We start from the raw sequence: 24,376 nt of genomic DNA, 5'->3' as shown, positions 1-24,376 counted from the left end.
CCCGGGGCGCGGCGCGCCCCGGGCCCCCCGGCCCCCCCGGGGCCGGCCCCGCCCCCCCCCCCCCCCCCCCCCGCGCCCCCCCCCCCCCCCCCCCCCCCCCCCCCCCCCCCCCCCCCCCTGACCGACGAACCCCCGGAGGCGCGCAGTGTCCGCCCAGCTCACCGTCACCCGTTCCGGCGCCTCGGCGCCCGCGACGACGGTGCGGGTCGCGGCCGGCACGACCGCCGGTGAGCTGTTCGCCGACGAGCGCGACGTCGTGGTCGCCCGCGTCAACGGCGAGCTGCGCGACCTGTCGCACCCGCTGGCCGACGGCGACGAGGTCGAGGGCGTCCTGCTCTCGTCCGAGGACGGGCTGGCGGTGCTGCGGCACTCCGCCGCGCACGTCGTTGCCCAGGCCGTGCAGCAGCACTTCCCCGAGGCCAAGCTGGGCATCGGCCCGCCGATCCGCGACGGCTTCTACTACGACTTCGACGTCGAGCGGCCCTTCACCCCCGAGGACCTCAAGGCCCTCGAGAAGACGGCGCAGCGCATCGTCAAGGAGGGTCAGCGCTTCGTGCGCCGCGCCGTCACCGACGACGAGGCCCGCGCCGAGCTGGCCGCCGAGCCGTACAAGCTGGAGCTCATCGGCCTGAAGTCCACCGCCGGTGAGGCCGGCGAGGGTGCCGACGTCGAGGTAGGCGCCGGCGAGCTGAGCATCTACGACAACGTCCGCCGCGACGGCACGGTCGCGTGGAAGGACCTGTGCCGCGGTCCGCACCTGCCCAGCACCCGCTTGATCGGCAACGGCTTCAGCCTGCTGCGCTCGGCGGCGGCCTACTGGCGCGGCAGCGAGAAGAACCCGCAGCTGCAGCGCGTGTACGGCACCGCCTGGCCCACCAAGGACGACCTGAAGGCCTACCAGGAGCGCGTCGCCGAGGCCGAGCGCCGCGACCACCGCCGCCTGGGCGCCGAGCTGGACCTGTTCTCCTTCCCCGACGAGATCGGCTCGGGGCTCGCGGTCTTCCACCCCCGCGGCGGTGTCGTCCGGCGCGCCATGGAGGACTACTCCCGCCAGGCCCACGAGCGCGCCGGGTACGAGTTCGTCTACTCCCCGCACATCACCAAGCAGAACCTCTTCGAGGTGTCCGGCCACCTCGACTGGTACGCCGAGGGCATGTTCCCCGCGATGCAGCTCGACGCGGAGGTCGACGCCGACGGCACGGTGCGCAAGGCGGGGCAGAACTACTACCTCAAGCCAATGAACTGCCCGTTCCACAACCTGATCTTCGACAGCCGCGGACGCTCCTACCGCGAACTGCCGCTGCGCCTGTTCGAGTTCGGCACCGTCTACCGCTACGAGAAGTCCGGGGTCGTCCACGGGCTCACCCGCGTGCGCGGCATGACCCAGGACGACGCGCACATCTACTGCACCCGCGAGCAGATGAAGGACGAGCTGACCCGCACGCTCGGCTTCGTCCTGGGGCTGCTGTCCGACTACGGCCTGGACGACTACTACCTGGAGCTGTCCACCAAGGACCCCGACAAGTACGTCGGTGCCGACGAGGCGTGGGAGGAGGCGACGGCCACCCTCGCCGAGGTGGCGCAGGCCTCCGGCCTGGAACTCGTGCCCGACCCCGGCGGCGCGGCGTTCTACGGGCCGAAGATCTCCGTGCAGGCCCGCGACGCCATCGGCCGCACCTGGCAGATGTCGACCATCCAGCTGGACTTCAACCTGCCCGAGCGGTTCGGCCTGGAGTACACCGCGGCCGACGGCTCCAAGCAGCGCCCCGTCATGATCCACCGGGCCCTGTTCGGATCCATCGAGCGCTTCTTCGCCGTCCTCACCGAGCACTACGCCGGTGCGTTCCCGCCCTGGCTCGCCCCGGTGCAGGTCGTGGGCATCCCCGTCGCCGACGCCCACGTGGACCACCTCCGAGCCGTCGCGGACCAGTTGCGCGCTCGGGGGGTCCGGGTGGAGGTCGACGCCTCCGACGACCGCATGCCCAAGAAGATCCGCACCTGGACCAAGCAGAAGGTGCCGTTCCTGCTCATCGCGGGCGCGGACGACGTCGAGGCGGGGGCGGTCTCCTTCCGCTACCGCGACGGCAGCCAGGAGAACGGCGTGCCCGTCGCCGACGCCGTGGCCAAGGTCGTGGACGCCGTCGAGCGGCGAGTGCAGGTCTGATGGCGGGCTCGCGAGGACCCGCCGGGGAGGCGTCGGTGGAACCGGCCGGCGCCTTCCCCGGCGACGCCGACGGGTTCGAGCGGCTGTGGACGCCGCACCGGATGTCGTACATCCAGGGCGAGAAGAAGCCCACCGACCCCCACGACGCGCAGCAGTGCCCGTTCTGCCGAGCCCCCGCCGGTCCCGACGAGGACGGTCTCGTCGTGCACCGCGGCGAGCGGGTGTTCGCCGTGCTGAACCTCTACCCGTACAACCCCGGGCACCTGCTGGTGTGCCCGTACCGGCACGTGTCGTCCTACCTGGACCTCGACGCCGGCGAGCTGGCCGAGTTCAGCGCAGTGACCCGCGCAGCGGTGACGGCCCTGCGCGCCGCGTCGAACCCCGCGGGGTTCAACATCGGCATGAACCAGGGCGCCGTCGCCGGCGCCGGGATCGACGCCCACCTGCACCAGCACGTCGTGCCCCGGTGGGCCGGTGACGCCAACTTCCTGCCGATCGTGGCCCGCACCAAGGCGCTGCCCGAACTGCTGGAGGACACCCGCCGCCGGCTGGCCGCGGCCTGGACCGGCGCACCTCCCGCCGGGGCGGAGGGCTGAACCGTGCTCAACCGGTACGCCCGCGCGCTGGCGACCCGATTGTTCACCCCGCTGGCGCGGCTCCTGCTGCGGCTGGGGATCGGGCCGGATGCCGTGACGATCGCCGGGACCGCGGGGGTCGTCGTCAGCGCCCTGGTGCTGTACCCCGCGGGCGAGCTGCTGTGGGGATCGCTCGTGGTGGGGCTCCTCGTGCTCTCCGACACCGTCGACGGCATCATGGCCCGCTCGCTGGGCCGGTCGGGCCGCTGGGGCGCCTACCTGGACTCGACGCTGGACCGATTCGGCGACGCCGCGGTCTTCGGCGGCCTGGTGGTCTGGTTCGCCCGCGGCGGCGACTCGCCCGCCACGGCCGGGCTGGCCCTGCTGTGCCTGGTCCTGGGCAGCCTGGTCTCCTACGCGAAGGCGCGCGCCGAGGGGCTGGGGTTCACCGCGAACGTCGGCATCGCCGAGCGCTCCGACCGGCTCCTGGCGGTCCTCGCGGGGGCGGCGGCCGTCGGTCTGGGCGCCCCGGTGCCGGTCCTGACCGTCGTGCTGGCCCTGCTCGCCGTCGCCAGCCTCGTCACGGTCGCCCAGCGCATGGCGGTGGTCCGCCGGCAGGCGCTGGCGGCCGGGTCCGCCACCCCGGCCCGCGGCGCGTGAGCGGCACCCGCGACGACCTCGCCGCCGCCGGGCTGCGGCTGGCCTGGCGGCTGGCGCGGGCGGTGCCCGAACCGCTGGCGCTGACCCTGGCCGAACGGGCCGCGGACCGCCTGCACGCGCGCGGCGGGGACCGGGTGGAGCAGTTGCGGGCGAACCTGCGCCGCACCAGGCCGCAGGCCGGGCCCGCCGAGCTGGACGCCCTGGTGCGCGAAGGCCTGCGCTCCTACGCGCGCTACTGGTGCGACGTGTTCCGGCTGCCGGCCTGGTCGCGCGAGCGCGTCCTGGCGGACGTGCGCGCGGTCGGTGCCGAGCCGCTGCGCGAGCACCTGCGCTCCGGGCGCGGCGCGGCCGTGTTCCTCGGCCACCTCGGCAACTGGGACCACGGAGCCGCGTGGTCGGCCACCGAGCTCGCGCCCGTCGTGACCGTGGCCGAGCGGCTGCGGCCCGAGGCGGTCTTCGAGCAGTTCCTCGCCTTCCGGCGGCGGCTGGGCATGGAGGTCCTGCCGCTGGGGGACCCGGGCACCTTCCCCGCCCTGGTCCGCCGCGCCCGCGCCGGCGCGCTGGTGCCGCTGCTCGCCGATCGCGACCTCTCCGGCAGCGGGGTCCCGGTGCGCTTCCTGGGGGAAACGGTGCGCATGGCCGCCGGGCCGGCCGTCCTGGCACTGACCGCGCGGGTGCCGCTGTTCCCCATCTCCGTCTGGTACGAGGGCCCGGCGGCCCGCCCCCGCACCCTCGTGGTGGAGGTGGGGGAGGAGGTCCGGCGGCCGCCCGCCGACCCGGCGCGCCCGGCGCGCGAGGACCGGGACGCCGCCGTGGCGGCCATGACGCAGGCCTGCGCGGACGTGCTCGCTGCCGCGGTGCGGGCCCACCCGCAGGACTGGCACGTGCTGCAGCCGGTGTTCGCCGGGGATGCACCCGCGGACGCGCCGGGGGACGCGCCGTGAGGATCGGCATCGTCTGCCCCTACTCCTTCGACGTGCCCGGTGGCGTGCAGTTCCACGTGCGCGACCTCGCCGAGCACCTCATCGGCCTCGGGCACGACGTGCGGGTCCTGGCGCCCGCCGACGACCCGGCCACCCTGCCCCCGTTCGCCGACGCGGCCGGCGGGGTCGTCGCCGTGCCCTACAACGGCTCCGTCGCGCGGCTGTCCTTCGGGCCGCTGACCGCCGCGCGGGTGCGCCGGTGGGTCGTCGAGGGGGACTTCGACGTGCTGCACGTGCACGAGCCGCTGTCGCCGAGCACGTCGCTGCTGGCCCTGTGGGCCGCGCAGCGCTCCGTCGTGGCGACCTTCCACACCGCCAACCTGCGCTCGCGCGCCATGCAGGCCGCCCACCCGCTCCTGCGGCCCAGCATGGAGAAGATCGCCGCCCGCATCGCCGTCAGCGAGGACGCCCGCCGCACCGTCGTCGAGCACGTCGGCGGCGACGCGGTGGTGATCCCCAACGGCGTCTTCACCGACCGGTTCGCCCGCGCAGCACGGCGCCCCGAGTGGTGCGGCACCCCGCAGCGGCCGGTCGTCGCCTTCGTCGGCCGCCTCGACGAGCCCCGCAAGGGCCTGGGCGTGCTGTGCGAGGCCGTGCCGCTGGTGCGCGCCGCCGTCCCCGGGGTCCGCTTCCTCGTCGCCGGCCGCGGCGACGCCGAGGCCGCGCGCGCCGCGCTGGCGGACCCGGGGGCCGTGGAGCTCCTCGGCGCCGTCGACGACGACGCCAAGCGCTCACTGCTGGCCTCCGCCGACGTGTACCTCGCGCCGCACACCGGCGGCGAGAGCTTCGGCATCGTGCTGGTGGAGGCCCTGGCGGCCGGGGCCGCGGTCGTGGCCAGCGACCTGGGCGCCTTCCGCCGCGTCCTGGACGACGGCGCGCACGGGCGGTTGTTCGCCACGGGGGACGCGGCGGGCGCCGCCCGGGCCCTGGTGGAGCTCCTGGGCGAGGCGGACGAGCGGGCACGGCTGGCGCGCGCCGGGCAACTCGCCGCCCACCGGTACGACTGGTCGGTCGTGGCCGCCGACGTGCTCGCCGTCTACGAGACGGTCCGCTCGGGGGAGTCCGCGCACCCGCCGGGCGAGCAGCGCCGGGGGGCCGTGTGAACCCCCTGGGCTGGACGCTGGCGGGGTTGCTGGTCCTGTGCCTGCTGGCCTGGTACCTGTCGGGCACGGCGCAGCGCCTGGACCGCCTGCACCGGCGGGTGGAGACCAGCCGGGCCGCGCTGGACGCCGAGCTGACCCGGCGGGCCTCGGCGGCGCTGGAGCTGGTGACGTCCGGGTTGCTGGACCCGGCCGCCTCCCTGCTGCTGGCCGACGCCGCCACCGCGAGCCTGGACGCCCCCCGCACCCCGGCGGCGCTGCGGGACGCCACGGACGCCGACGACGCGCAGCGCTGGCGCGCCGAGAGCGACCTGACGCGCGCGCTGGCCGCGGCCCTGCCGGCCGCGGGGGAGCGGGCCGGGGCGGCCGGCGGTGCGCTGCCGCAGGGCGGCGAGAGGCTCGCGCGCGTCCTGGCCGCCTCGCAGCGCGTGGGGCTCGCGCGCCGGTTCCACAACGACGCCGTCGTGCAGGCGCGGCGGCTGCGCGCCCAGCGGGTGGTCCGCTGGGGGCGGCTGGCCGGGCACGCGCGGCTGCCCGAGACGGCCGACTTCCACGACGGGACGGCGGACGGCGACGTCCTGCCCGGCTCGTAGGATGCTCCTCGAGATCCGGCTCGTCCGGAGCACCCCCCCGACACGAAGCGCGAGGACCGTGAGCACCGACCAGAGCACCCGCAGCGCCGGCAGCACCGCCCCCCGGGCGGAGACCACCGCCGGCGCGGGGCCCGTCGTGGGCACCGACCGCGTCAAGCGCGGCATGGCCGAGATGCTCAAGGGCGGCGTCATCATGGACGTGGTCACCGCCGAGCAGGCCCGGATCGCCGCCGACGCCGGCGCCGTGGCCGTCATGGCCCTGGAGCGGGTCCCCGCCGACATCCGCGCCCAGGGCGGGGTCTCGCGGATGAGCGACCCCGACGTGATCGACTCCATCGTCTCGGCGGTGTCCATCCCGGTGATGGCCAAGGCGCGCATCGGCCACTTCGTCGAGGCGCAGGTCCTGCAGTCCCTGGGCGTGGACTACATCGACGAGTCCGAGGTCCTCACCCCGGCCGACTACGCGCACCACATCGACAAGCACGCCTTCACCGTGCCCTTCGTGTGCGGGGCGACCAACCTCGGCGAGGCGCTGCGGCGCATCACCGAGGGCGCGGCGATGATCCGCTCCAAGGGCGAGGCCGGCACCGGGGACGTCTCCAACGCGGTGACGCACATGCGCACCATCCGCGCCGAGGTCAACCGGCTGCGCTCGATGGCGCCGGAGGAGCTGTACGTGGCGGCCAAGGAGATGTCCGCCCCCTACGAGCTGGTCCGCGAGGTCGCGGAGAACGGGAAGCTGCCCGTCGTGCTGTTCACCGCGGGCGGCATCGCCACACCGGCGGACGCGGCGATGATGATGCAGCTGGGCGCCGACGGCGTGTTCGTCGGCTCGGGCATCTTCAAGTCCGGCAACCCCGCGCAGCGCGCCGAGGCGATCGTGAAGGCCACCACCTTCCACGACGACCCCGACGTCGTCGCGAAGGTCTCCCGCGGGCTGGGTGAGGCCATGGTGGGCCTGAACGTCGAGGCCATCCCCGAACCGCACCGCCTGGCGCAGCGCGGCTGGTGACCCGCTGAGCGAGCAGGACCCGCTGGGGCCCGAGTGGGCCACCGCGCCCGACGGGACCCGCACCCGCAGCGCGGCCCGCGTCGTCGTCCTGGACGGCGCGGGCCGCGTCCTGCTCGTGCGCGGCACGGACCCCACCGTCCCCGGTGAAGCGTGGTGGTTCACCGTCGGCGGCGGCCGCGCCCCGGGGGAGCCCGCGCGCGAGGCCGCGGCTCGTGAGCTGCTGGAGGAGACCGGCCTGGTCGTCGCGCCCACGGACCTGATCGGCCCGGTGTGGGTGCGCGTCGCCGACTTCCCCTACCTCGGCGAGCGGTGCCGGCAGCACGAGGAGTTCTTCGTCCACCGCCTGAGCGGTGCCGCCGTCCTGCACCGCGACGGGTGGACGCCCCTGGAGGTCGAGACGATCACCGACGTGCGGTGGTGGGACGTGGGTGAGCTCTCCAGGACGGGCGACACCGTCTACCCCGAGGACCTGGCCCGGCTCGTCGCCGGACTGCCGCCCGTGTGGAGCGGCCCGGCGCAGTGCATCGACTGAGGCTCAGCGACCGCGCACCCCGGCGAAGACGTCGTCCAGCGGCCGTCCGCCCGGCGCCCGGCCGCGCTCGACGAACCACTCCCGGCCCAGCAGCCGCCGGAACAGCGGCCGCGGCAGCAGCAGCAGCAGGCCGATGCCGCGCACGCCGCGCACGCCCCCCGTCTCCGACTGGCTGGCGTGCGCCGTCAGCGCCGCCCGCTTCGCCGCGGTGTGCGCCCGCACGTCGACCCGGTGCGTGATCTCCTGCCGCGCCGTGAACCCCTCGCCGACCCGTCGAGCCGTCACCTCGCCCACCACCCCGGGCAGCAGACCCACCACGCGCAGGGCGGCACGCACCAGGGTGCGGTCCACGGTCGCCTCCAGGACGACCGGCGTCCCCGCCAGGGCCGCCGCCGCCGCTCCGCAGCGGTGCACGTGCACGTGGTCCGGGTGCCCGTAGCCGCCGCGTGCGTCGTAGCTCGTGAGGACGTCGGCGCCCTCCTGGCGCAGGACCTGCGCCAGCTCCGCGGCGACCCGCTCGACCGGCAAGCGGCTGAACACCGGCCCGTCGGCCCGGTCGTCGGCCCGGTCCTCGACAGGTGCCGCGTACCCGCTGTCGCGGTGGCCCAGCCGGACCACCCGCGCCACGCCCAGCGCACGAGCGGACCGTTCCAGCTCCCGCGCCCGGCGCTGCGCCAGCTGCCGGCCCCCCGGCCCGTCGGACAGGCCGGCGGCGCCGTCGGTCGCCACGACGAGCACCACGCGGTGACCCTCGGCCGCTGCACGCGCCAGGGTCCCTCCCGTGAGCAGGGCCTCGTCGTCCGGGTGGGCGTGGAAGGAGACCAGCACGAACCGCTCGCCGCCCGTCCGCTCCACCCGGCCAGCCTGGCACAGCCGATCGGCGGACCCGTCTCCCCCCGCGGGTGGACGCGCGGGGGCCGTGGACGGCCGCGGCCCACCCCCGGGGGGGGTGCGCCGTTCAGACCGGGGATCGACGCTCCCGGAACCGGGGGGACGCCACCCTGGTCCGGCAGCTGGGGCGGGACGACAGGACGCGGAGGGTGGTCAGGTGGCGGTGGAGCAGAGCGCGCCGACGGCGGGCGCGGGGTCGAGCCGGGGGGTGCGGGCGGCGCCGGCCCTGCCCGTGGGGCGGTTCGCCGCGGGACTGGCCGCCACCGCCGCCGCCGCGCTCGCCGTCGCGCTCCTGCCGTCGCTGCTCGGCACCACCTGGGGCGACGTGCGGGCGGTGGTGACCGAGCTGCACCCGGCGCAGCTCACCGGCCTGCTCCTGGTGTGGGTCCTGGGCCTGCTGAGCTGCTCGTGGGTGCTCACCGGTTCGCTGCCGGGGCTGTCGCGGCGCCGGGCCCTGCTGCTCAACCTCTCCGGCAGCGCGGTCTCCGGCGCGCTCCCGGCGGGCGGCGCGGTCGGGGTGTGGCTCAACACCGCCATGCTGCGCGGCTGGAGCTTCCGCGGTCGCGACATCGCCTCGTTCACCGTCACGAGCAACGTCGTGGACGTGGCCGGCAAGCTGGCCTTCTGCGTCCCCGCGCTCGTGCTCTCCCTCGCCCTCGGCGGGGTCCCGCAGCTGCCCGGTGCGGGCGCCTGGGCGGCGGCGCTGAGCGCAGCGGGTGCCGCGGGCGCCGCCCTGGCGGTCCTGGCGATCACGGCCCCGGGTGCGCGGGCGCTCGCGGGCGCCGCCGCCGCCCTCTCGCGGGCCCGGCGCGGCCGGCCCGCTCGCGCGGCTGGCGCGGCGACCAGCAGCGACGACTGGCGCGAGCGCATCGACGGCGTCCGTGCCGCCGTCGCCGGACGCCTGCGCACCGCCTGGCCGCAGCTGTCCGTCGCGGTCCTCGTCTACGTGGCGCTCCAGGCGCTGCTGCTCGTGCTGTGCCTGCGGGCCGGTGGCGTGCGGCTTCCGCTGGTGACCGTGCTGGCGGCCTTCGCCCTGGACCGCCTGGCCAGCACGCTGGCCCTGACGCCCTCCGGTGCCGGCGTGGCCGAGGCGGCCGCGTGCGCCGTCCTGGTGGGTGCCGGGGCCCCCGCCGGGCCGGTCCTGGCCGGGGTCCTGCTGTACCGGCTCCTGCTCGTCGTGCTGGAGGTGCCGGTCGGTGCGCTCGTCCTGGGCGGCTGGCTGCTGACCCGGCGCCCCGGCTCGGCCGTGTCCGCACGGGGCCCGCGGTGAACGCCGCGGTGGCGCTGCGCCCGGCCCCGGCGCTCGCCCCTCCCGGCGCCCGGCTGCGGGGGCCGCGCCCCCTGCGCGTCGTCCTGGTCAGCGACAGCTACCTGCCCCGGCTGGGGGGCATCGAGCTGCACGTGCGGGACCTGGCGACCCGGCTGTCCGCCGCCGGTCACGACGTCCACGTGCTCACCGCCACCGGTGACCTGCCCGGCGCACCGGCCGCGCCGTTCGCCGTGCACCGGCTGCAGCCGGCGGGCGTCGCCGCCCCCGTCGACCCGGTGCTGTGGACGGGCGCCGACCGCTCCGCGGTCCCCGGGCTCCTCGCCGGCGCCGACGTCGTGCACGCCCACTCCTCGGTCCTCTCGCCCCTGGCCTGGACGGCCGTGCGCCAGGCGCACCGGCTGGGCGTGCCGGCCGTGGTCACCGTGCACTCGATGCTGCCGCGCGGCAGCGCGCTGCCGCTGGCGGCCGCGCTGAGCCGCCGCCGCGCCGGCGCGGTGCGCTGGACAGCCGTCAGCGGGGCCGTCGCCGCACCGTTGCGTGCCGCCACCGGCTGCCCGGTGGACGTGCTGCCCAACGGCGTCGACCCGCTGCCGTGGCGCGAGGCGGTGCGCTGCTCGTCCCCCGGCGGTGGCGGTACCTTCACCGTCGTCACCGCCGGGCGGTTCACCGCGCGCAAGCGCCCGTTGGCGATGGTGCGGGCCCTGCGCTCGGTGCGGGCCCGGGTGCCCGCGCACGTGCGGCTGCGGGCGGTGATGGTGGGGGAGGGACCCCAGCGCGAGGCCGCCGCCGCTGCCGTCGTGCGGCACGGCCTGGCCGGCTGGGTCGAGCTGCCCGGCAGCGTGTCGCGCGGCGAGCTGGCCCGGCTGTTCGCCGCGGCGGACGCCTACGCCGCGCCGGCGGTGTGGGAGTCCTTCGGGTTGGCCGCCCTCGAGGCCCGCTGCGCCGGCCTGCCGGTGGTCGGCATGGCCGGCAGCGGGCTGGCGGAGTTCGTGACCCACGGCGTGGAGGGCGCGCTGGCCGCCGACGACCGCGACCTGGCGCGGGTGCTGGCGCGCTGGGCCGTGGACCGCGACGAGGTGCGGCGCATCCGCCGGCACAACACCGCGACGGTGCCCGCGGTCACGTGGGAGCGGGTGCTGCCCGCCGCGGTGGCGCAGTACGAGGCGGCGCGCTCCGCCCCGCTCGGGGCGGTGCCGCACGCCGCGGTGCTGCGACTGCCGTCCACGCAGGCCCCCCTGCCGGGGTGAGCGGTGCCGGTCCCTACGCTCGCCCGGTGACCCGCGAGGAACCGACGATCGGTGTGCTGGCCCTGCAGGGCGACGTCCGCGAGCACCTGGCCGCGCTGACGGCCGGCGGGGCGCGCGCGGTGGCGGTGCGCCGGGAGCGCGAGCTGGCCGGGGTGGACGGCCTCGTGCTGCCCGGCGGGGAGTCCACCACCATCGACCGCCTGCTGCGCGCCTTCGAGCTGCGTGAGCCGCTGCGCGAGCGCATCGCCGGCGGCCTGCCGGTCTACGGCTCCTGCGCGGGCATGGTCCTGCTGGCCGAGCGCGTGCTGGACGGTGCGCACGGGCAGCAGACGCTGGGTGGGCTGGACGTCACGGTGCGCCGCAACGCCTTCGGGCGGCAGGTCGAGAGCTGGGAGGAGGACCTGCCGGTGGAGGGGGTCACCGGCGCCGGGCCCGACGTGCGCGCCGTCTTCATCCGCGCCCCGTGGGTGGAGGAGGTCGGTGAGGACGTCCGGGTGCTCGCCAGGGTGGGCTCCGGCCCGGCCGCGGGTAGGATCGTCGCCGTGCGTTCCGGCGATCTGCTGGCGACGTCGTTCCACCCGGAGATCACCGGGGACGACCGGGTGCACCGGTACTTCGTGGACCTCGTGCGTGAGCGGGTCCGCGGCCGGGTGCACGAGGAGCGGCGGGTCTGAGGTCTGCCGGCAGTCAACGAGGCAGCGAGCGAACGGCGGAGGGAACAGCATGTCCGGCCACTCCAAGTGGGCGACGACCAAGCACAAGAAGGCCGTCGTCGACGCCAAGCGCGCCAAGAGCTTCGCTCGGCTGATCAAGAACATCGAGGTCGCGGCCCGCACGGGCGGCGGTGACCCCGCCGGCAACCCGACGCTCTACGACGCCATCCAGAAGGCCAAGAAGACGTCCGTGCCCGCGGACAACATCGAGCGCGCCGTCAAGCGCGGCTCGGGCGCCGAGGCCGGCGGGGCCGACTGGCAGACGATCATGTACGAGGGTTACGGCCCCAACGGCGTGGCGATGCTCGTCGAGTGCCTCACCGACAACAAGAACCGCGCGGCCATGGAGGTCCGCACGGCGATGACGCGCAACGGCGGCTCGATGGCCGACCCCGGCAGCGTGGCCTACATGTTCAGCCGCAAGGGCGTCGTCGTCATCGGCAAGGAGGGCACCGACCTCACCGAGGACGACGTCCTCGCCGCCGTCCTGGAGGCCGGCGCCGAGGAGGTCACCGACCAGGGCGACACCTTCGAGGTCGTCTGCGAGCCCACCGACCTCGTCGCCGTGCGGGAAGCGCTGCAGGCCGCTGGTGTGGACTACGACTCCGCCGACGCCAGCTTCGTGCCCAGCGTGCAGGTGCCGCTGGACGCCGAGGGCGCCGCCAAGGTGTTCCGCCTCGTCGACGCCCTCGACGACTGCGACGACGTGCAGAACGTCTTCGCCAACTACGACGTCTCCGACGACGTGATGGCGGCCCTCGAGGACGCCTGAGCCGCTCCCCGCGCCCGCGGGCCCGGCACGGCCCCCACCTCGCCGCGTGCGAGGCTGGGGGCCGTGCGCGTCCTCGCCGTCGACCCCGGCCTCACCCGTTGCGGGCTGGGGGTGGTGGAGGCCGTCGGCACGGGGCCGGGCGCCGCGAGCGGCCGGCGGGTGCGCATGGTCGCCGTCGGGGTCGTGCGCACGCCCTCCGTCGATCCGGTGCCGCAGCGCCTGCTCGCCGTCGCCGAGGGGCTGGAGCGGTGGCTGGACGAGCACGCCCCCGACGTGGTGGCCGTCGAGCGGGTCTTCGCCCAGGCCAACGTCCGTTCGGTGATGGGCACCGCCCAGGCCGCCGGGCTCGTGCTGGTCGCCGCCGCCCGCCGCGGGCTGCCGGTGGCGATGCACACCCCCAGCGAGGTCAAGGCCGCCGTCACCGGTTCCGGGCGCGCCGACAAGGAGCAGGTGACGGCGATGGTGACCCGCATCCTCGGCCTGGACAGCCCGCCCCGGCCGGCCGACGCGGCCGACGCCCTGGCCCTGGCCCTGTGCCACCTGTGGCGCGGGTCCGCCACGACCCGGCTGGAGGCCGCCGCCCACGGGGCGCTGGTCACCGGGCGCCGCAACGGCTATGCCGAGGCCGCCCGGGCCGCGGCCCGTCGACCGGTGGCTCGCCGGCCGCGCTGAACGCCGCCGGAGCGGTCCGGCGACCGACGGACCGGGAGAGGGGTTCAGCCGCGGCGGTGCGGCAGCGCGGCCGCCAGGGTCAGGGCGGCGGCCACCACGTCCTCCACCAGGGCGGCCTCCACGTCCGGCACCCGCTGCCCGGCCCACGCGCGCCAGGCCGCCCCCGCGTACGAGCCGGCCACGGCGCCCGTCACCCCGGCCAGCGCCGGCAGCACCGCCCGGGCGTGCTCGCGCCGCGCCAGGGCGGCCCCGCCCACCAGGCCCGAGGCCAGTCGGACGGGCAGGCCGGCGGCGCTGAGCCGGCTGGGCGTGGTGGGCAGCTTGTCGGCCAGCAGTTCACCGCCCACCGCCAGGGAGCTCAGCGCCGCCGCCGGCGCGCCGCCGGGCAGCGCGCCGGCACCGGTGGACAGCAGCAGCGGCCCGGCCAGACCCAGGGAGCTGCGCCCGCCCGCCGCCACGCCCAGCAGCGCGCTGCGCAGCAGCAGGCCCGCCGAGGCGTGGGAGCGGCCCTGCGCGGCGGGCTCCTGCCCCCGGGGGTGCCGCGCGGTCGAGCTGCGACCCCCGAGGGACGGCAGGTCCAGGACCGCGGTGCGTCCGGGCCGGGGAGCGGGGTCCAGCGCGCGCAGCGTCGCGTGGGTGGTCAGGCCGTACGCGAGGTGCGGCACGGCGTCGGAGACCCAGTCCGCCCTCGTCCAGGTGCGCAGGTCGGTGACCCCCAGGGCGTGCGCCGGCAGGTCGGTGGCCGCCATCGCCAGCGCCCCGGTGACCACGCCGCCGATCCCGGCGGGCATCCGCAGCCCCGCGGCCCGGGCGAACCCGACGAGCTTGCCCACGCCGACACCGGCGGCGTAGCCGGACAGCGCGCCCAGCGCGGTGGTGCGGTGCTCGCGCTCGGGACCGCGGCCGCCGATCGGCCGGTCCAGGCGCTCGGCGAGGGCGGTGACCGTCTGCTCGGGCACGGTGCTCGGCGCACGGCCGCGCCGGGCCATGTCACCGTACGTGACGGCGTTCAGGACGGTGGTGCCGGCTGCGCCGGCCACGGCACCGGCGAGGACGGTGTGGATCGGACGGCGGGGGCGGGGGCTCGCGGGGTGTCGGCTCACCGCGCCACTGTGCTGCGGCCGCGCGCCGTCGGCCACCCGACCGGAGCCCGCACCGGCGGCGGTGCCGCTGCGGGCTCCGGCGCGGGTGCCGGCCCCTCAGCCGAGCTGCTCGCGCAGGAACGCCGTGGTGCGCGCCCAGGCCAGTTCGGCCGCCTCGCGGCGGTAGCCGGCCCGCTCGTCGTTGTAGAAGGCGTGCGGCGCCGGGTACACGTGGAAGGTCGGCTCCACCCCCGAGTGCCGGCGGATCCGCTCCGCGGCGGCCCGCACCCCCTCCAGCGGCACCGAGGCGTCCTCCTCGCCGAAGTGGCCCAGCACGGCAGCGCGCAGGCCCGAGTAGTCGGTGTCCGGGCCGGGCACGCCGTACCAGGGCACGGCCGCGCCGACCCGCTCGCCCTGCTGCGCCGCCAGGGTCAGCACGAACGCCCCGCCCATGCAGAAGCCGACCGCCCCCACGGTGGGCGAGGTCGTCTCGGGCCGCTCCAGCAGGTACGTCACCGCGCCGGCCAGGTCGCGGGTGGCGCGCTCGACGGGCAGCTCGGTGAGCAGGCGCGCGGCCTCGGCGGAGTCGTGGGTGGTCCGCCCCCCGTACAGGTCGGGCGCCAGGGCGACGAAGCCGTCGGCGGCGAGGCGGTCGACGACGGCGACGACGTGGTCGGTCAGCCCCCACCACTCCTGCACGACGACCACGCCCGGCCCGCTGCCGGTTCCGGGCACGCGCAGGTAGCCGTGCGCGTGGCCGCTGCCGGTGGCCGACTCGAAGGTCACGTTCTGCCGGGGGTTCCGGTGCTGCTCGTGGCTCACGGGGCGATCGTGCCCTGCCTGCTCGTGCTCCGCGCGGGCGGTGTCGGCGCGCCTCGCGGCGCTGTCGGACCCGCTCGTTAACCTCGGCTCGTACAGGTGTTCGCGCGGGCGTGCCCCGCGCCGGGGGTGGAGGTCGTGTGATCGCGTCGGTGCGCGGGCGGGTGCTCGCGGTGCGTCTGGACTCCGCCGTCCTCGAGGTGGGCGGGGTCGGTCTGCTCGTGCAGGCCGCCCCGGCCACGCTCGCGGGGCTGCGGGTCGGCGAGGAGGGCGTGCTCGCGACCAGCCTGGTGGTGCGCGAGGACTCCCTGACGCTGTTCGGCTTCGCCGACACCGACGAGCGGGAGGTCTTCGAGGCGCTGCAGACGGTCTCCGGCGTCGGGCCGCGCCTCGCGCTGGCGATGCTCGCCGTCCACCGCCCGGACGGGCTGCGCGCCGCCGTGGCCGCCGAGGACCACGCCGCGCTGGTGCGGGTGCCGGGCATCGGCAAGAAGGGCGCGCAGCGCATCTGCCTGGAGCTGGGCGACCGGCTGGGCCCGCCCAGCGGTGCGCCGCTCGAGCAGGCCCCCGCCCCCGCCGACGCCGACGACGCCCGCCGCCAGCAGGTCGTCGACGCCCTGGCCGGGCTGGGCTACCCGCTCAAGCAGGCCGGCGACGCCGTCGACGCCGTGGCCGCTCAGGACGCCGGCGGGGTGAGCGACGTGCCCGCCGCGCTGCGGGCGGCCCTGCGCCACCTGTCGGGGCGCTGAGGTGGGCACCGGGACGCGGGGGGAGGACGACGTGAGCGAGCGGATCGTCACGCCGGGCGCCGACAACGGCGAGCGCGCCGCGGAATCGGCCCTGCGCCCGCACGGGCTGGAGGAGTTCGTCGGCCAGAAGGTGGTGCGCGAGCAGCTCTCGCTCGTGCTGGACGCGGCCAGGGCCCGTGGCGGCACCAGCGACCACGTGCTCTTCTCCGGCCCGCCGGGGCTGGGCAAGACGACCCTGGCGATGATCGTCGCCTCGGAGATGGGTGCCCCGCTGCGCCAGTCCAGCGGGCCGGCGATCCAGCACGCCGGCGACCTGGCCGCCGTGCTCAGCTCGCTGGACGAGGGCGAGGTGCTCTTCCTCGACGAGATCCACCGCATGGCCCGGCCGGCGGAGGAGATGCTCTACATGGCGATGGAGGACTACCGCGTCGACGTCATCGTCGGCAAGGGCCCCGGTGCCACCGCCATCCCGCTGGAGCTGCCGCGCTTCACGCTGGTGGGCGCCACCACGCGCGCCGGGCTGCTGCCGGCGCCGCTGCGCGACCGGTTCGGCTTCACCGGCTACCTGGACTTCTACACGCCCGAGGAGCTGGTGCAGGTGCTGCGCCGCTCCGCGGCGCTGCTGGGGGTGCAGCTGACCGCGGAGGGCGCCGCCGAGATCGGGCGCCGCTCGCGCGGCACCCCGCGCATCGCCAACCGGTTGCTGCGCCGCGTGCGCGACTGGGCGCAGGTGCGCGGCTCCGGCCTGGTGGACCGCCGCGCGGCGCGCGCCGCGCTCGAGGTCTACGAGGTGGACGAACGCGGCCTGGACCGCCTGGACCGCGCCGTGCTGGACGCGCTGTGCCGCCGCTTCGGCGGCGGCCCGGTGGGCCTGTCGACGCTGGCGGTGGTGGTGGGGGAGGAGGCCGAGACCGTCGAGACGGTCGCCGAGCCGTTCCTGGTGCGCGAGGGGCTGCTGGGCCGTACGCCCCGCGGCCGCGTGGCGCTGCCCGAGACCTGGGCGCACCTGGGCCTGACACCGCCGCGGGACGCCGCCTGGCAGCTGCCCGTGGACCTCGCCGGCGAGCAGGACGAGGACGCGCCCGGCACGTGAAGCGGGCGCGCCGGTGTCCGGAGCCGTCCGGGTGATCCGTCTAGACTGCGCGGGCGGGTCGGACGGCCGGCGCCGGCCGGGTGCGGAACCCGCGACGGGCGCGCACCGTCGGCCCGTCGTGCCGGCACCGGGTCGGCGCGTGTGCCGGTGAGCCGTCGAACCCACCGGTGCGGAGAGGGATGTCGTGGGTGGTGGCGGCGGTAGCCAGCTGATCTTCCTTCTGCTGATGGTCGGCCTGCTGGTCTTCATGTTCAGCCGGACGCGCAAGCAGCAGCGGGCCCAGGTGGAGATGCAGAGCAGCGTCGGCCCGGGCGCGGAGGTCATGACGACCTCGGGCACCTACGGCACGGTGGTCGCCGTCGACGGCGACGTGGTGGTCCTGGAGCTGGCGCCGGGCGTGCAGACCCGATGGGCGCGCCGCGCCGTCGCCCGCGTGGTGACCCCTGGCGTCGGCCCGGTGGACCCGGCCGGCCCGATCCCCGGTGCCACCGCGGCCGGCCCCGGCGGCGAGGGTGGGCTGGACCTGCGCAAGCCCGCCGCGGGGTCGGACGACGACCCGGCCGACGGTGGCGCCCATCGCCCCTGAGGCGTCCGCGCTGTCCCCGGTCCGCTCACAGCGGTCACTGGTATGACAGTGGCTATCGACCAAGAGTGACAAGATTGCGCTGACCGGGTGACGATCGTCTCCGGGTGAGCCCCGTCCCGAGGTACCCAGTGTCCAACGACAGGCCCCCGCGCGTGCGCCGCAGCGCACCCCTCCGCCGTCCTCGCCCCGGCCGCACCCTGGTGCTGCTGGTGGTCCTGGTGGCTCTTCTGTTCGGTGCCGTCGGTGCCGGCTCGATCTGGGGGAGCGCACGGTGGGCCCCGGGCCTGGCCCTCGACCTCGAGGGCGGCACCCAGGTCGTGCTCACCCCGCTCGCCGTCGACGGCGGTGAGGTCGACAGCGAGCAGGTGCAGCGCGCCGCGAACATCATCCGCCAGCGCGTGGACGCCACCGGCCTGTCCGAGTCGCAGGTGCAGGTGCAGGGTGGGCAGAACATCACCGTCTCCATCCCCGGCCAGGCCACCCGCGAGCAGCTGGACCTCATCGCCCGGTCCGCGCAGCTGCGCATGCGCACGGTGCTGTACGCCGAGCCGGTGACCGCCGCGATGGAGCCCGAGCCCAGCGTGGAGCCGAGCACGGAGCCCACCGCTGAGCCCACCGCTGAGCCGACCGACGCCGCCACGGCGACCCCCGAACCCACCCAGAGCGCCGACGGCGCCGCCGCACCGGCGGCGCTGCAGCAGGCCACCACGGCTCCGGCCGAGCCCGCGGTGCCCGCCACCCCGGCGCCCACGCCCCCCTCGCTGACCGAGCTCGCCACCCCCCGGCCCACCCCGGGGCCGGGTCAGCCCAGCGCGTCCCCCACCCCGGCGCCCACCGACGCCAGCGACGACGCCTGGCTCTCCAGCCCCGGCCTGGTGGAGGTCTTCCAGAACCTCGACTGCTCCGACCCGGAGCAGCGCAGCGGCGGCCTCGTGGACGACCCCGACCTGCCGCTGGTCACCTGCGACCAGGACGGCACCGAGAAGTACGTGCTCGGGCCCGCCGTGATCGAGGGCACCCAGCTCACCGACGCCACCGCCGGCCAGGAGCGCAACGACCAGGGCTACGCCACCGGCGGCTGGGCCGTGCAGCTGTCCTTCAACGCCAGTGGTGACGCGGTGTTCGAGGAGCTGACGGCGCGCATCTCGCAGCTGAGCGAGCCCAAGAACCGCTTCGCCGCGGTCCTGGACGGACTGGTGGTCACCGCACCGGTGGTCGGTCAGACGATCGTGGGCGACCCGGAGATCACCGGCAACTTCACCCAGGAGAGCGCGGACGCGCTGGCCCAGCAGCTGAAGTTCGGCGCCCTGCCGCTGTCGTTCGAGGTGCAGACGGAGGAGCAGATCTCCGCGACGCTGGGCGAGGACCAGTTGCGCAACGGCCTCATCGCCGGGCTCATCGGCCTGCTGCTCGTCGTCGTCTACTCGCTGGTGCAGTACCGGGCCCTGGGCCTGGTCACGGTCGGCAGCCTGGTGCTGGCCGCGGCGCTCACCTACGGCGTGATCCTGCTGCTGAGCTGGCTGCAGGGCTTCCGGCTCAGCCTGGCGGGCGTGGCCGGCCTCATCGTCGCCGTCGGCATCACCGCCGACTCGTTCATCATCTACTTCGAGCGCGTGCGCGACGAGATCCGCGACGGGCGCGTGCTCACCTCCGCGGTGGAGGCCGGCTGGCGCCGGGCGCGCCGCACGATCCTCGTCTCGGACGCGGTGAGCCTGCTGTCGGCGGTCGTGCTGTTCGTCCTGGCGGTGGGCAACGTGCGCGGTTTCGCCTACACCCTGGGCATCACCACCCTCATCGACCTCCTCGTCGTCGTGCTCTTCACGCACCCGGTCGTGGCGCTGCTGGCGCGCACGAAGTTCTTCGGCGGCGGCCACAAGCTGTCCGGTTTCGACCCCGAGCACCTGGGCTCGGTCGTGGCGCGCCACGCGCTGCACCACGGGGCGCACCGGCCCACGGTCGCCGAGCGGCGCGCCGCTGAGCGGGCCCGCGCCGACGGCGGCGAGCAGCAGGACGACGCGGTCACCACCACGACCGCCGCGGACGACAGGAGCGACGCCTGATGGGCATGGCAGACCTGGGCAACCGGCTCTACACCGGTGAGTCCTCCTTCGACTTCGTGGGCCGGCGCAAGCTCTGGTTCCTCGTCGCCGCGCTCTGCGTGGCCGTCTCGGCGGTGCTGCTGGTCAAGCCCGGCCTGAACTTCGGCATCGAGTTCGAGGGCGGCTCGCAGTTCCGGGTCAGCGAGTCCAGCGACACCCAGGCCGCCCGCGAGGCCGTCGAGTCGGTGCTGCCCGGCACCGTGCCCGAGGTGACGCAGGTGGGCACCGACGGCGTGCGCGTGCAGACCGAGACGGTCAGCACCGCGCAGCTTGACCAGATCCGCCAGGAGCTGGCCACCGCGCTGGACGTGCCGCTGGAGAACGTGACGTCCTCCGCGGTCGGGCCGAGCTGGGGCGCCGACGTGACCGACAAGGCCCTCACCGCTCTGGTGATCTTCTTCGTCCTCGTCTCGATCATCATGGCGCTGTACTTCCGCACCTGGGCCATGGCGCTGGCCTCGATGGTCGCCCTCGTGCACGACCTCGTCATCACCGCCGGCGTGTACGCCCTCGTCGGCTTCGAGGTCACCCCCGCCTCGGTCATCGGCTTCCTCACCATCCTGGGGTACTCGCTGTACGACACCGTCGTCGTCTTCGACAAGGTGCGCGAGAACACCACCGAGGCGTTCGAGGACCGGGACGCGACCTTCGCGCAGGCGGCGAACCTCGCGGTCAACCAGACCGTGGTGCGGTCGGTGAACACCACCGTGGTGGCGCTCCTGCCGGTGGCGGCGATCCTGTTCATCGGCGACCTCCTGCTGGGCGCCGGCACGCTGCGCGACATCAGCTTGGCGCTGTTCGTCGGCACGCTCGTGGGCGCCTACTCCTCGATCTTCGTGGCCACGCCCCTGCTGGTGGCGCTGCGCTCGCGCGAGCCCCGCGTGCGTGCGCTGGAGGCCGACGTGCGCGAGCGGGACGCGGCCGGAGTCGAGCAGGGTGGCAGCGGTGCGACGACCGCCGGGGGCACCGCGTGAACGGGCCCGTGCCGGTCGTGCCCGACGCCGAGCGCGTGGCCGGGATCGTCGAGTCCGGTCTGCGCACCGTGCCCGACTTCCCCAGTCCAGGCGTGCAGTTCAAGGACATGACGCCCCTGCTGGCCGACGCCGCCGGTTTCGCGGCGGTGGTGGCCGCGCTGGCGGAGGTGGCGCGCAGCTCGGGCGCCGGTGCGGTCGCCGGCGTGGAGGCGCGCGGGTTCATGCTCGCCGCCCCGGTCGCCGAGCGCTGCGGGCTGGCGTTCTGGCCGGTGCGCAAGGCGGGCAAGCTGCCCGGGCCGGTGCTGCGCCGCGAGTACGCCCTGGAGTACGGCACGGCGGCGCTGGAGCTGCGCGGCGACCTCGTGACCCCCGGGCAGCGCGTGCTCGTGGTCGACGACGTCCTGGCCACCGGTGGCACGGCCCGGGCCGCCTGCGAGCTGGTGGAGGAGGCCGGTGCGCACGTGGCGGCGCTGGTCGTCCTGCTGGAGCTGAGCGCGCTGGGTGGTCGCGCCCAGCTGGGCGAGCGCCCCGTCGTGGCGCTCAGCACCTCCTGACGCTCCGTCGCCCGTCCCGGTCCGCGCACGGTCCCGCCGGCTCTTAGACTGGCCGTTCGCGGACGGGAGGATCGCCATGGCGGACGGCACGGGCACCGAGGGCCGAACTGCTGGGGTGCGCCCCGCGGGCACCGGCGATGCGACCGTGCCCTCGGGTGCTGCGGCGGCCGCCCCTGCGGCGCCCTCGCCCGCACCGTCATCCGTGCTGCCGGCGTCGGCGGCCGCCGCCCACCCGGCCCCGTCCGTCGCGCGGCCCGCCGGCCCGGAGCGCCGTCGCACCGGCGGGCGGCAGGCCGAGGTGCCCCACACCGGCCCCGTCACCGCCAGCCGCATGCTCTCCCGCCTGGCCCGCTTCGGCCAGCACCGGCAGTCCAACGTCTCCCCGGTGCTGGAGCCGCTCCTGCGGACCGTGCGGATGACCCACCCCAAGGCGGACCTGAGCGTCGTCGAGCGCGCCTTCGACCGCGCCGAGAACGCTCACGACGGTCAGCGACGCAAGAGCGGTGACCCGTACATCACCCACCCCGTGGCCGTGGCGACGATCCTCGCCGAGCTCGGCATGACACCCTCGACGCTGGCCGCGGCCCTGCTGCACGACACCGTGGAGGACACCGACTACTCCCTCGAGGACCTGCGCCGGGAGTTCGGTGCCGAGATCGCCCAGCTCGTCGACGGCGTCACCAAGCTCGACAAGGTCACCTACGGCGAAGCGGCCCAGTCCGAGACGGTCCGCAAGATGATCGTGGCGATGGCCAAGGACATCCGCGTCCTGGTCATCAAGCTCGCCGACCGCCTGCACAACGCCCGGACCTGGCGGTACGTCCCGGCGGCCTCCGCGGAGAAGAAGGCTCGCGAGACCCTGGAGATCTACGCCCCGCTGGCCCACCGGCTGGGCATGAACACCATGAAGTGGGAGCTGGAGGACCTGGCGTTCGCCACGGTCTACCCCAAGGTCTTCGACGAGATCGTGCGGCTGGTCGCCGATCGAGCGCCCGCCCGCGAGGAGTACCTGGCCGGGGTGCGCACCCAGATCGAGGAGGACCTCAAGAGCGCCCGGGTGCGGGCCACCGTGACGGGCCGGCCCAAGCACTACTACTCGATCTACCAGAAGATGATCGTGCGGGGCCGGGACTTCGCGGAGATCTACGACCTGGTCGGCGTGCGCGTCCTGGTCGACTCGGTGCGCGACTGCTACGCGGTCCTCGGTGCCCTGCACGCGCGGTGGAACCCGGTGCCCGGCCGGTTCAAGGACTACATCGCGATGCCCAAGTTCAACATGTACCAGTCGCTGCACACGACGGTCATCGGGCCCGAGGGCAAGCCCGTGGAGATCCAGATCCGGACCTTCACGATGCACCGCCGCGCCGAGTACGGCGTCGCCGCGCACTGGAAGTACAAGGACGACCCGAACGCCACGGGCGGTAAGCGCGACAACGAGATGGAGTGGCTGAAGTCCGTCGTGGACTGGCAGCGGGAGTCGCCCACCAGCGACTTCCTGGACGATCTGCGCTTCGAGATCAACGCCGGGCAGGTGTTCGTCTTCACCCCCAAGGGTGACGTGCGCGAACTGCCCGCCGGGTCCACTCCGGTCGACTTCGCCTACGCCGTGCACACCGAGGTCGGCCACCGCACCATGGGCGCCCGGGTCAACGGACGTCTCGTGCCGCTGGACTCCACGCTGGACAACGGCGACCTGGTGGAGATCTTCACCTCCAAGGCCGACGGCGCCGGCCCCAGCCGTGACTGGCTGCAGTTCGTCAAGTCGCCCCGGGCGCGCAACAAGATCAAGCAGCACTTCTCCAAGGAGCGCCGCGAGGAGGCGATCGACCTCGGCAAGGACGAGATCGCCCGCGCCATGCGCAAGCAGCACCTGCCGCTGCAGCGCCTCATGTCGCACGACTCGCTGCTCGCGGTGGCCCGCGAGCTGAACCTCGCCGACGTCTCGGCGCTCTACGCCGCGGTCGGGGAGAAGCACGTCTCCGCCCAGCACGTGGTGGAGAAGCTCATCGTCGCCGTCGGCGGCGAGGCGGCCGTCGAGGAGGACCTCGCCGAGGCCACCACCCCCGGTGCGGCGCGCAGCGGCCGCGCCGGCGGGGACGCGGGCATCGTCGTCAACGGCAGCGACGACGTGTGGGTCAAGCTGGCCCGCTGCTGCACGCCGGTGCCCACCGACCCCATCGTGGGGTTCGTCACCCGCGGAGCCGGGGTGTCCGTGCACCGCCAGGACTGCGAGAACGTCACGCGCCTGCGCCGCGAGCCGGAACGCATCGTGGACGTGGAGTGGGCATCGGCCACCTCCACCTCCGGCGGCTCCCGGTTGTTCCTGGTGCAGATCCAGGTGGAGGCCCTCGACCGCGCGCGGCTCCTGTCCGACGTGACCCGTGTCCTGTCGGACAACCACGTGAACATCCTGTCCGCGACTGTCAGCACCAGCCGCGACCGCGTGGCGGTGTCGAAGTTCTCCTTCGAGATGGCCGAGCCGAACCACCTGGGGCACGTGCTCAACGCGGTGCGCCGCGTCGACGGCGTCTTCGACGCCTACCGGGCCTGACGCGCGCCGGCACAGCACGAGCGCTCCCGCCCGTCTCACGTAGGCGCCGCCAGGACCCGGCGAGCGGTGCGCACGTGTGCCCGGCCCCGGGCGCGCGCCGCGGCCGAGGCGACGTCGTCGCCGCTCAGCCCGGCCGCCGACAGCAGTTCGCGCAACCGTGACGCGCTGCGGGGGTCCCGGGCGGCGACGTCCAGCAGCGTGCGGGCCGGTGTGGTGAGCGCCAGGCCCGCCACCTGACCGACGTCCTCCTCCTCCAGCCGGCAGCGCGAGGACACCAGCCTGACCCCACCCGCGGACGCGTGGCGCGCTGCACTGCGCCGCACGATCTGCACCTGCTGCGGAGGGGGCAGCGGCGCACCGGCGTGCACCCACGCCGCCGCGGTGCCCACGACCACGGCCCCCGCCGGCACCAGCAGCGCCAGCGCACGGGACCGCACCACGGCGTCCACGCGGACGTCGGTGCCGACGACCACGTCACCGACCAACCGACGCAGCAGCCCTTCGCGCACGTCCCGCGACACCGCCGCCCGCGCGGCCGGTGACGCGCCTGGCAGCCACGGTTGCGCGGGGTCCGGGCAGCGACCGCGCACCAGCAGGTCGCTCAGCCAGGCGGGGGAGGTCTCGAGGACGGGCACCGCGCCAGTGCACCGCACCCGCCGCGGCACCGGCTCGGCGCCGCGCAAGC

General features: G+C 75.7%; 24 protein-coding genes. 20 read left to right on the top strand and 4 right to left on the bottom strand.

Going from position 1 to position 24,376, the window contains the following annotated elements:
* The first annotated feature begins 145 nt into the window (after positions 1-145).
* The 8 genes from thrS to ACRYR8_RS08995 all read left to right on the top strand — a co-directional run bounded on the left by thrS (position 146) and on the right by ACRYR8_RS08995 (position 7,619).
* A complete protein-coding gene (gene thrS, locus ACRYR8_RS09030) occupies positions 146-2,164 on the top strand; it encodes a threonine--tRNA ligase (protein ID WP_432484077.1) in 2,019 nt (672 codons plus the stop codon).
* Positions 2,164-2,760: an HIT family protein gene (locus tag ACRYR8_RS09025; RefSeq protein WP_432484075.1), complete on the top strand. Its 597-nt coding sequence runs from the start codon at positions 2,164-2,166 to the stop codon at positions 2,758-2,760. Before thrS ends, ACRYR8_RS09025 begins: the two co-directional genes overlap by 1 nt.
* A 3-nt stretch (positions 2,761-2,763) precedes the next feature.
* Positions 2,764-3,399: a phosphatidylinositol phosphate synthase gene (gene pgsA / locus ACRYR8_RS09020; protein ID WP_432484074.1), complete on the top strand. Its 636-nt coding sequence runs from the start codon at positions 2,764-2,766 to the stop codon at positions 3,397-3,399.
* Positions 3,396-4,343 carry a phosphatidylinositol mannoside acyltransferase gene (locus ACRYR8_RS09015; RefSeq protein ID WP_432484072.1) on the top strand — a complete coding sequence of 316 codons (948 nt, stop codon included), beginning with the start codon at positions 3,396-3,398 and terminating at the stop codon, positions 4,341-4,343. Before pgsA ends, ACRYR8_RS09015 begins: the two co-directional genes overlap by 4 nt.
* Positions 4,340-5,485, top strand: a complete 1,146-nt coding sequence (locus tag ACRYR8_RS09010; RefSeq protein WP_432484071.1) for a glycosyltransferase family 4 protein — start codon at positions 4,340-4,342, stop codon at positions 5,483-5,485. Before ACRYR8_RS09015 ends, ACRYR8_RS09010 begins: the two co-directional genes overlap by 4 nt.
* Entirely contained in the window at positions 5,482-6,075 is a 594-nt protein-coding gene (locus ACRYR8_RS09005) for a hypothetical protein (protein WP_432484070.1), read from the top strand. The genes ACRYR8_RS09010 and ACRYR8_RS09005 overlap by 4 nt, the downstream gene beginning before the upstream one ends.
* Before the next feature lie 136 nt (positions 6,076-6,211).
* Positions 6,212-7,087: a pyridoxal 5'-phosphate synthase lyase subunit PdxS gene (gene pdxS, locus ACRYR8_RS09000; RefSeq protein ID WP_432484083.1), complete on the top strand. Its 876-nt coding sequence runs from the start codon at positions 6,212-6,214 to the stop codon at positions 7,085-7,087.
* 4 nt (positions 7,088-7,091) lie between these two features.
* A complete protein-coding gene (locus tag ACRYR8_RS08995) occupies positions 7,092-7,619 on the top strand; it encodes an NUDIX hydrolase (RefSeq protein ID WP_432484081.1) in 528 nt (175 codons plus the stop codon).
* A 3-nt stretch (positions 7,620-7,622) separates the two neighbouring features.
* Here the strand turns inward: ACRYR8_RS08995 and ACRYR8_RS08990 are convergent, their stop codons facing one another.
* Positions 7,623-8,474, bottom strand: coding sequence for a PIG-L deacetylase family protein (locus tag ACRYR8_RS08990; protein ID WP_432484069.1), 852 nt, complete (start codon positions 8,472-8,474; stop codon positions 7,623-7,625).
* Positions 8,475-8,667: 193 nt separating this feature from the next.
* Between ACRYR8_RS08990 and ACRYR8_RS08985 the strand changes: the two genes are divergently transcribed.
* The 5 genes from ACRYR8_RS08985 (at position 8,668) to ruvC (ending at position 13,184) form a co-directional block, all read left to right on the top strand.
* On the top strand, positions 8,668-9,780 hold the full coding sequence (locus tag ACRYR8_RS08985; protein ID WP_432484067.1) for a lysylphosphatidylglycerol synthase domain-containing protein: 1,113 nt from the start codon (positions 8,668-8,670) through the stop codon (positions 9,778-9,780).
* Positions 9,777-11,027 (top strand): glycosyltransferase family 4 protein, encoded by a 1,251-nt coding sequence (locus ACRYR8_RS08980; protein WP_432484066.1) that lies wholly within the window; start codon positions 9,777-9,779, stop codon positions 11,025-11,027. Before ACRYR8_RS08985 ends, ACRYR8_RS08980 begins: the two co-directional genes overlap by 4 nt.
* 26 nt (positions 11,028-11,053) lie before the next feature.
* Complete coding sequence (gene pdxT, locus ACRYR8_RS08975; RefSeq protein ID WP_432484065.1) at positions 11,054-11,701, top strand: pyridoxal 5'-phosphate synthase glutaminase subunit PdxT; 648 nt, start codon at positions 11,054-11,056, stop codon at positions 11,699-11,701.
* Between the two features lie 49 nt (positions 11,702-11,750).
* Positions 11,751-12,512 (top strand): YebC/PmpR family DNA-binding transcriptional regulator, encoded by a 762-nt coding sequence (locus tag ACRYR8_RS08970; RefSeq protein WP_432484064.1) that lies wholly within the window; start codon positions 11,751-11,753, stop codon positions 12,510-12,512.
* 63 nt (positions 12,513-12,575) lie between these two features.
* A complete protein-coding gene (gene ruvC, locus ACRYR8_RS08965; RefSeq protein WP_432484063.1) occupies positions 12,576-13,184 on the top strand; it encodes a crossover junction endodeoxyribonuclease RuvC in 609 nt (202 codons plus the stop codon).
* A 44-nt stretch (positions 13,185-13,228) separates the two neighbouring features.
* Here ruvC and ACRYR8_RS08960 read toward each other — a convergent pair whose 3' ends face one another.
* Both ACRYR8_RS08960 and ACRYR8_RS08955 read right to left on the bottom strand, forming a co-directional pair.
* The gene (locus ACRYR8_RS08960; protein ID WP_432484062.1) at positions 13,229-14,287 is read right to left on the bottom strand and encodes a hypothetical protein; all 1,059 of its coding nucleotides are present in this window, start codon (positions 14,285-14,287) and stop codon (positions 13,229-13,231) included.
* Between the two features lie 96 nt (positions 14,288-14,383).
* Positions 14,384-15,088, bottom strand: a complete 705-nt coding sequence (locus tag ACRYR8_RS08955; RefSeq protein ID WP_432484061.1) for a dienelactone hydrolase family protein — start codon at positions 15,086-15,088, stop codon at positions 14,384-14,386.
* Between the two features lie 137 nt (positions 15,089-15,225).
* Between ACRYR8_RS08955 and ruvA the strand changes: the two genes are divergently transcribed.
* From ruvA to ACRYR8_RS08920, 7 genes are all read left to right on the top strand, one after another.
* Positions 15,226-15,834, top strand: a complete 609-nt coding sequence (gene ruvA, locus ACRYR8_RS08950) for a Holliday junction branch migration protein RuvA (RefSeq protein ID WP_432484060.1) — start codon at positions 15,226-15,228, stop codon at positions 15,832-15,834.
* A 31-nt stretch (positions 15,835-15,865) separates the two neighbouring features.
* Positions 15,866-16,927, top strand: coding sequence for a Holliday junction branch migration DNA helicase RuvB (gene ruvB / locus ACRYR8_RS08945; RefSeq protein WP_432484059.1), 1,062 nt, complete (start codon positions 15,866-15,868; stop codon positions 16,925-16,927).
* Positions 16,928-17,111: 184 nt separating this feature from the next.
* On the top strand, positions 17,112-17,513 hold the full coding sequence (yajC, locus tag ACRYR8_RS08940; RefSeq protein WP_432484058.1) for a preprotein translocase subunit YajC: 402 nt from the start codon (positions 17,112-17,114) through the stop codon (positions 17,511-17,513).
* Positions 17,514-17,641: 128 nt separating this feature from the next.
* Entirely contained in the window at positions 17,642-19,573 is a 1,932-nt protein-coding gene (gene secD, locus ACRYR8_RS08935) for a protein translocase subunit SecD (protein ID WP_432484057.1), read from the top strand.
* Positions 19,573-20,586, top strand: coding sequence for a protein translocase subunit SecF (gene secF, locus ACRYR8_RS08930; RefSeq protein WP_432484056.1), 1,014 nt, complete (start codon positions 19,573-19,575; stop codon positions 20,584-20,586). Before secD ends, secF begins: the two co-directional genes overlap by 1 nt.
* On the top strand, positions 20,583-21,140 hold the full coding sequence (locus ACRYR8_RS08925; RefSeq protein WP_432484055.1) for an adenine phosphoribosyltransferase: 558 nt from the start codon (positions 20,583-20,585) through the stop codon (positions 21,138-21,140). Before secF ends, ACRYR8_RS08925 begins: the two co-directional genes overlap by 4 nt.
* 331 nt (positions 21,141-21,471) lie before the next feature.
* Complete coding sequence (locus tag ACRYR8_RS08920; protein ID WP_432484079.1) at positions 21,472-23,691, top strand: RelA/SpoT family protein; 2,220 nt, start codon at positions 21,472-21,474, stop codon at positions 23,689-23,691.
* A 35-nt stretch (positions 23,692-23,726) separates the two neighbouring features.
* On the opposite strand, the gene ACRYR8_RS08915 is transcribed toward ACRYR8_RS08920, so the two are convergent.
* Positions 23,727-24,326 (bottom strand): type IV toxin-antitoxin system AbiEi family antitoxin, encoded by a 600-nt coding sequence (locus ACRYR8_RS08915; protein ID WP_432484053.1) that lies wholly within the window; start codon positions 24,324-24,326, stop codon positions 23,727-23,729.
* Positions 24,327-24,376: the final 50 nt, after the last annotated feature.

It is taken from the genome of Kineococcus esterisolvens (assembly GCF_050871405.1).
GTDB lineage: Bacteria > Actinomycetota > Actinomycetes > Actinomycetales > Kineococcaceae > Kineococcus.
This window is presented reverse-complemented; position numbering and strand designations above follow the sequence as displayed.